The following is a 7,377-nucleotide window of genomic DNA, read 5'->3' as shown; positions in this document are numbered from 1 at the left end:
GGCCCGGCCAGCGCGGCCCAGCAGGCCAGGCCGAGCCACAGCAGGGCGCGAAGCCGCCACCACGAAACGGACCGGAGCGGCGGGGGGCGGGTGGGACGAACGGTGGGCACGCCGGCAAAGGGGGAGGCGGCAAGGAAGGCGGGCAGCATGCCGGCAAGTGTCCGCGATGGGCCGCGCGGGAGGGCCGAAGGCCCATGCCGACGGACGTTGCTGCGCGCGCTGCATGTGGTGCCGAACGCACAAATGCAAGACCGAATGTCAACAATTGTTGAATTCTGAAAACCGCAGAGCCCACCCCCTAGATTCGCGGCACTCCCGGCCACGCCGGCAAGGCACCGCGCGCCGGTCCTCCCTTGCCAACGACCCCCTTCCGGCCCTCGCCAGGGCCCCCGCGGCGTCGCGGCGTGCCCGGACCTGCTCGCTACAACAATCTGGAGATCGGTATGGTTCTTTCCTTTGCACGGCGGGCTGCGGGCCTGCTGTGGCCTGCTGCTTTCGCTTCTGCGCCCGCGCGCAGACCTGCCGCCCGCCCAGGCCTGCCGGGCGGGCGGGGATACGGGCTGCTGCTGGCCGGGTGCCTGCTGGCACCCGGGGCCGTGCTGGCCCAGACCACCGACATCCTGGTCAACCAGGACGCGGTGCCCGCATCCGCCTCGGGCCCGGCGGGCGGCACCTTCCATTACGTGGTGACGGTGCGGCACAACACCGGCAGCGCGGCCACCGGCGTGGTCCTTACCGACAAGCTGCCCGTGGGCGCGGTGTTCCAGTCGGTCACGACGACCCCGGCGGGCATGGCCTGCACGCCGGCCATCGCCCCTGGCACGGCCATCACGGTCGCCAACCAGACGGTGCAGTGCGACCTGGGCTCGATGGCGGTCAATTCCACCAAGGTGGTGGATTTCGAGGTGGTGCTTCCGACGGTCTCGACCAACTGGATCAACAACGCCCGCGTGACGCGCAACGAGACCGATTCGGACCCCAGCAACGACGCGCTGGACCGCCGCATCACCACGACCGAGGCCGCCGACCTGGCCCTGGCCGTCACCACCAACCCCACGGCGCCTCCCGGCAACCCGCTCTCACCCGGCCAGCCCTACCGCTATGTGGTGGACGTGAGCAACCAGGGACCCATCGGCATTCCCGCCGCAGGGCGCGTGGAGGTCATGTTCAGCGTGCCCACGGGCGCCTCGTTCACCCGCGTGGGCGGCAGCAACGGATGGACCTGCACGCCCACGGCCTCGAACGCTTCGCCGCTCGTGTCCCCCCGGCGCGCCGACGCCCGCCACGGTGGTCACCTGCTCCCACGCCGGTGCGCTGGCCAATGGCGGCACGGTACCGTCGCTGGAGGTGGACGCCGCTCCCAATGTGACCGGCTCCATCACGACGTCGTTCTCGGTCAAGGGCTACAAGGACGCGTCCACGGAAATGCCCGACGGGCAGACCGCCAACAACACCGGCACGGCCGAAGTCAACGTGGCTGGCGCGGCCTCGGACGTCTCCGTCACCAAGGCCGTGAACGGTGCCACGACCTATGGGCTCAACGACCAGGTGACCTACACGGTCACGCCCCGGCTGAACGGCGGCACCTTGCTCACCGGCGTGCCCGTGCAGGTGGTCGACACGCTGGGTGCGGGCCTGTCGTTCGTGTCCGCCACGGGCACGGGCTGGACCTGCAGCGCGGCGGGCCAGGTGATCACCTGCGACCTGCCCGGCGGCTATGCGGGCGCCAACTTCAGCAACCTGCCGGCGATCACGGTGGTGGCATTGGTGCAGCAGACGGGCACGCTGCCCAACACCGTCACGATCGACGTGCCGACCCGCACCGATCCCGACACGACCAACAACTCGCCGGCCAGCGTCTTCATCACGGCGACCAACGTGGCTGACCTGCAGATCACGAAGACCGCGTCCAACTACGTGAACGGCCAGGGCGTGGCCGTGGCCATCGGCCAGACCTACCAGTACCGCCTGACGGCGCGCAACCGCGGACCGCTCGCCATCGCGCCGGCCGCCGCCACCGTGCCGGCCGCCCCGAGCATCGTCGTCTCCGACTCGGTGCCCGCCGGCGTGACCCTGACGGGCCTCAACGCGGCCTCGGGCGCGGGCTGGACCTGCTCGGCACTGCCGCTGGTGGGCCCGGGCACCTTCACCTGCGAGCGCACGGCCGGGCTGGCCGTGAATGCGAATGCCCCCGATATCGTGGTCAACGCAGTGCGCACGACCGCGGGCTCGGCCACCAACAACGCCTGCGTGAAGTTCAGCCCCGAGACGGGCGGCACCCGCGAGGACCCGTGGTACACCGACCCCGCGCACGGCATCAACTGCCAGGGCGTGGGCGTCGGCGCATCCGACCAGACCCCCGGCAACGAGGTGCAGGCGGACCTGAGCGTCGTCAAATCCGTGGACAAACCCACGGTGCCTGCCGGCGACGTGCTGACTTACACGATGGTGGTGACCAACAACGGCACCAGCGCCGCCACCAACGTGAGCCTGCGCGACGTGCTGCCCAGCCTGGTGACCAGCGCATCGGCCCCGGGCCTGGTGTCGGTGAACACCACCGCCGGCACCTGCACGCCCTCGGGCGCGTCCAACGTCAACACCGCCACGCTGCTGTGCTCGCTCGGCACGCTCAACAGCGGCGCCAGCGCGACGGTGACCGTGGCAATCCGGCCCACGGTGGCCACCACCGCGACCCGCACCAACACCGCCACGGCCTATTCGCCCGAAGTGGTGGACCCGGTCCTGGGCAACAACACCGCATCGGTGACGAGCCAGGTCACGGCCCGGGTGGACCTGGTGGCCTCCAAGACCGTCTCGCCCACGCCGACCGCGATCTCGGGCGAACCCATCACGTACGTGGTGCGCGCCAGGAACAATGGCCCGTCGTCGGCCGAAAACGTGTGGCTGAGGGACGTGCTGCCCGCCAACGGGGTGCTGATCGGCACGCCCGTCGCCTCCAACGGCGGCGTGTGCGATGCGGTGCCCCCCGGCAACGGCGGCACGCTGAACTGCCGCTGGGGCACCACGGGCAACAGCGTTTTCCTCGCCAATGGCGGCCAGTACGAGGTGACCTACCGCCTGCGTGCGGCGGGCGCCTGGGCCCCGGGCGTGAAGCTCTCCAACACGGTCGAGATCGGCACCGCGACGGACGAGCCCGTGCTGACCAACAACCAGGCCGCGGCCGAGATCACGCTGACCCAGCCCGAGCTGGACATCCTGGTGTCGATGGCGCACAGCGCCGACGCCATCGCCCTGGGCGCCGAGACGACCTACACCATCACCGTGAAGAACTCGGGCCCGTCGTTCGGTACGAACGTGGTGATGACGGACACGTTCCCGGTGACCCACCCCACGAACGGCGCCTCTTCGGCCACATTCGGCTTCACGGGCGGCCTCACGGTGGACAAGGGCGGCGTCTGCACCGTGCCGGCCATCGGCGCGACCTCGGGCGGCGTGTCGTGCACCTTCCCGGGCCTGGCCAAGGACGAGGTGGCCACCATCACGTTCAAGATGAAGGCGACGAGCCTGCCGGCCGGGGCCGCGTCGGGCACGATCTTCCACAGGGCCGTGGTGTCGGTGAGCGAAACCGAGTTCCTGCAGGGCGGACAGAACACGCAGGTCAACAACACCACGTATGACCAGACCTCCACCAAGCGCGACCCGATCGCCACCGACCTGTCGATCCTCAAGGCCGGCCCCGATGGCCCGATCGCCCCGGGCGCGGACGTGGATTACACCTTCACCGTGCGCAACAACGGCAACCTGACCAGCAACGGCGCCCAGGTGATGGACCCGCTGCCCGCGGGGCTGACGTTCGTCTCCTCGTCCGACTGCGTGGCTGCGGGTACCTCGGTGACCTGCTCGGTGGGCGAACTGCTGGCGGGCGCGAGCCGCACCCTGCGCGTCAAGACGCGCCTGGCGCAGCCCTACACCGGCAACGGACCCCTGGTGAACACGGCAACGCTGGACGCGCCGGGCGACACCGACCCCACCAACAACACGTCGAGCAAGACCACGACCGTGCAGCCGCCGCCCGATGCGATCACCAGCGTGCCGACGCTGTCGCAGTGGGCATTGATCCTGCTGTCGTGCCTGCTGGGTGGACTGGCGCTGCGCCAGTCCCACGGCCCGCGCCCGCGCTGACCTGCCACCGGGGGGCTCACCCCCAGGGAAAAAGGGCGGTCCCGAATGCGGGACCGCCCTTTTTTTTGATGGATGGCGGATCAGGGGGCTGAGAGAGTCGTCGGCGCGTGCCGCCGGCGCTGGCGCCCAGGCTCAGGGTCAGGCGGATTGTGTGGCGTCGACCACGTCCAGGCGGTAGCCCATGCCATACACCGCGTTGACGACGTAGCCGTTCTCCGGCGACAGGGCCAGCTTGTTGCGCAGCCGCGAGACGTGCGTGTCCAGCGAGCGCGAGGGCACGTCCTGCACCTCGCTCCAGACGCTCTGGCGCATGTGCTCGCGCGACAGCAGGCGGCCCGCGTTCTGGAACATGAACAGCGCCAGGTCGTATTCCTTGTTCTTCAGGTCCACGGCCGTGCCGTCCATCCACAGCGTGCGCGTCTTGGGCTCGAAGCGGTAGCGGCCGAAATCGAGCGTGCGCGCCACGGTGGACGGGTACGCCCGGCGCAGCAGCGCCGCGGTGCGGGCCATGAGTTCGCCCATGCGGATGGGCTTGGTCATGAAGTCGTCGGCGCCACAGTTGAGCGCCTCGACCACGTCCTGCTCGGCATTGCGGCGCGTCACGAACAGGATGGGCATCTGCGGCGCCAGGCCGGCGCGCAGGGTGCGCACCACTTCCATGCCGCTCATGTCGGGCAGGTGCCAGTCCACGATCAGCAGATCGAAGGTCTCTGTGCGCAGCGCCTTGAGCAGGCTGGTGCCCTCGGTGAAGGGGTGGAACAGGTGCCCGGCATGTTCGACAGAGGCCTGGATCAGCTCCATCAGGATCGGGTCGTCGTCAAGGGCAGCGATACGCATGGGACACCAGGAAACGGCAAAGGCAATGGAATACGGACCGCCGGTAGGGCGCGGCGAGGTGCCGAAACTACCTTTTAATTTCGCTATCGGTTGGAATGTGACAATTGTTAACATTCATCGAAAATCCGCGGTATGTATTCGTGGCATCGACGCATCGGTGGCGCTTCGAGTGCGCCGGGGTCCCTTGTGTCGCGTGCAGACATGGCCGCATTGGCAGCCGCGGTTTCGTTTGAATGCTCCGGTCTTCGCCTTGCCTCGCCGTTGCCCAGCGCTTTCATGGAATATGGGCCGTTCAAAAACTGGAGGACAGCTTCATGGGCAATTGCATCGGCGGCTCCAGCGGGAACGCTTCCGTTCGCCGCCGTCAGGATCAAGGCACGGCAAGTACCAATGCCGGTGTGCAGGCCGAACAATCGGCATCGGCTGCGTTCGGCGTCGATGCGGCGCTGTCCGGGCTGCGGTCCCGCGAACGGAGAATCAATGGACTGCTGGGCCCCGACACCAATGAGTTGCTTGGTTCGCCCGTACGCAGGGAACTCGAATCCTTGCGCACGCGGGTGCAGTCAGCGGCGGGACATTTGACGGCGCTGCAGCAAACGCTGAATCGCCAGAACTCTCAACGCATCGACCTGGGCGATGACCCGGTGGGTGCCGTGCGATTGTTGACCGAACAGTCCGAACGATTGGGAAGGCAAGTGGAGCCCGTCATCCAGAGACACGAGGAAGCCATCGACGACCTGCAGAACCGCGCGGGCTTGGCAGAGGATCATCCGTCCATGCGCCTTTCGCAGGGCCGCTAAGGCCATCGAGCATCTTGTGCTCGCCGCTCTTATGCCGACAGCGGCGCTTCCTGCATCGCCTCCATCTGCTCGCGCAGCATGTCGACCTGCCCGCGCCAGTAGTCGCTGCTGCCGAACCAGGGGAAGTTGATCGGAAAGATCGGGTCGTTCCAGCGGCGCGCCAGCCAGGCGCTGTAGTGGATCAGCCGCAGCGTGCGCAGCGGCTCGATCAGGGCCAGCTCGCGCCGGTCGAAGGGGCGGAACTGCTCGTAGCCGTCCAGCAGCGCGGACAGCTGCACGGTGCGCTGGCGGCGGTCGCCGGACAGCAGCATCCACAGGTCCTGCACGGCCGGGCCGGTGCGCGCATCGTCCAGGTCCACGAAGTGCGGGCCGCCGCCGGGCCGGTCGGTGGGCGTCCACAGCACGTTGCCGGGGTGGCAGTCGCCGTGCAGGCGCAGCGGGCGGGCATCCTTCAAGGCAAACGTGCCGCCTGCCGGGGTATTCCATGCACTTTGTGCTATTAATTTAATAGCATCTTCGCAGGCGCTGCGCCAGGCCGACTGCTGGTCCAGCGGGATGATCTCCTGGGCCAGCAGCCAGTCGTGCGGCTCCTGCGCGAAGGTGGCCGCGTCCAGCGCCGGGCGCAGCGCGAAGGGCCGGGCCTCGCCCACGGTGTGGATGCGGGCGAGGAAGCGGCCGATCCACTCCAGCACCTCGAAGTCGTCCAGTTCGGGCGTGCGCCCGCCGCGCCAGGGGCTGACCGAGAACGCGAAACCCGCGTGCTGGTGCAGCGTGCGGCCCTGCAGCACCAGCGGGGCAACCATGGGCACCTCGGCCTGGGCGAGTTCGGCGGCGAACGCGTGCTCTTCCAAAATCTGCGCATCGCTCCAGCGGCCCGGCCGGTAGAACTTGGCGACGACGCGGCTGCCGTCCTCCAGCGACACCTGGTACACGCGGTTTTCGTACGAGCCCAGGGCCATGAGGCGGCCGTCACCGTACAGGTCCACGCTGGCGAGCGCGTCCAGCACGAGGTCGGGGGTGAGGGGCGCGTAGGGATGCGAGGAAGAAGGGGTGGGCTCGGTGCCGGGCAGGTTATCCATGGGGAGCATTGTCGCCCCCGGCCAGTTCGGTGAAGGGCAACTGCTGCTTGACCAGGATGACGGTGCATGGCGCATCGCGGGCCACGCGGATCGGAATGGTGTCGATGAAGCGCTGCAGCGGCACACCGTGCGTGGCCGCGCCCAGGATCATCACGCCCACGCGGTTGCCCTGCGCGTAGCGCACCAGGGCCTGGGCCACATCGCTCGCCTCGATCACCTGGTGGCTGGCGCTGTGGCCGGCCAGGTCGAGCCCGGCGGACCACTGGCGCAGGCGCACCAGGTGGCGGCGGTGCAGCGTGGTTTCGCTGCGCTCGCTGTCCGATGCGCTGCTGGCCGAGGGCGAGATCACGGTCACGCAGGCCAGCCGCGCCCCGGGGCGGATGCCCAGCGAGCGCGCCGCCGCCTGGCGCAGCGAGTACAGCGTGGCATCGCTCGCGTCCTCGCCCGGCACGGCCACCATGAGGATGGGCGCCGCCTCGATCTGGCGCGCCGGCAGCGGGCTGGGCTGGTAGTGCATG

General features: G+C 69.1%; 5 protein-coding genes and 1 pseudogene. 3 read left to right on the top strand and 3 right to left on the bottom strand.

Annotated features, from left to right (window positions below; genetic code table 11):
• Positions 1–443: 443 nt before the first annotated feature.
• Both AC27IO_RS18140 and AC27IO_RS18135 read left to right on the top strand, forming a co-directional pair.
• Positions 444–932, top strand: a pseudogene (locus tag AC27IO_RS18140) (IPTL-CTERM sorting domain-containing protein); the annotation flags it as partial.
• 355 nt (positions 933–1,287) lie between these two features.
• On the top strand, positions 1,288–4,143 hold the full coding sequence (locus AC27IO_RS18135; RefSeq protein WP_498740024.1) for an IPTL-CTERM sorting domain-containing protein: 2,856 nt from the start codon (positions 1,288–1,290) through the stop codon (positions 4,141–4,143).
• A 138-nt stretch (positions 4,144–4,281) separates the two neighbouring features.
• Here the strand turns inward: AC27IO_RS18135 and AC27IO_RS18130 are convergent, their stop codons facing one another.
• Positions 4,282–4,980 (bottom strand): response regulator transcription factor, encoded by a 699-nt coding sequence (locus AC27IO_RS18130; RefSeq protein ID WP_284429532.1) that lies wholly within the window; start codon positions 4,978–4,980, stop codon positions 4,282–4,284.
• Between the two features lie 314 nt (positions 4,981–5,294).
• Here AC27IO_RS18130 and AC27IO_RS18125 point away from each other — a divergent pair, with 314 nt between their 5' ends.
• Entirely contained in the window at positions 5,295–5,780 is a 486-nt protein-coding gene (locus tag AC27IO_RS18125; RefSeq protein WP_498740023.1) for a hypothetical protein, read from the top strand.
• Between the two features lie 29 nt (positions 5,781–5,809).
• Here AC27IO_RS18125 and AC27IO_RS18120 read toward each other — a convergent pair whose 3' ends face one another.
• Positions 5,810–6,859 carry a serine/threonine protein kinase gene (locus AC27IO_RS18120; RefSeq protein ID WP_498740021.1) on the bottom strand — a complete coding sequence of 350 codons (1,050 nt, stop codon included), beginning with the start codon at positions 6,857–6,859 and terminating at the stop codon, positions 5,810–5,812.
• The coding region (locus tag AC27IO_RS18115; RefSeq protein WP_498740019.1) for a universal stress protein at positions 6,852–7,377 on the bottom strand (526 nt) is incomplete at its 5' end. The genes AC27IO_RS18115 and AC27IO_RS18120, both read right to left, overlap by 8 nt.

It is taken from the genome of Acidovorax sp. KNOB132, from assembly GCF_057541515.1.
The sequence above is the reverse complement of the archived record's forward strand: the minus strand, read 5'-3'. Positions and strand labels throughout refer to the sequence as shown.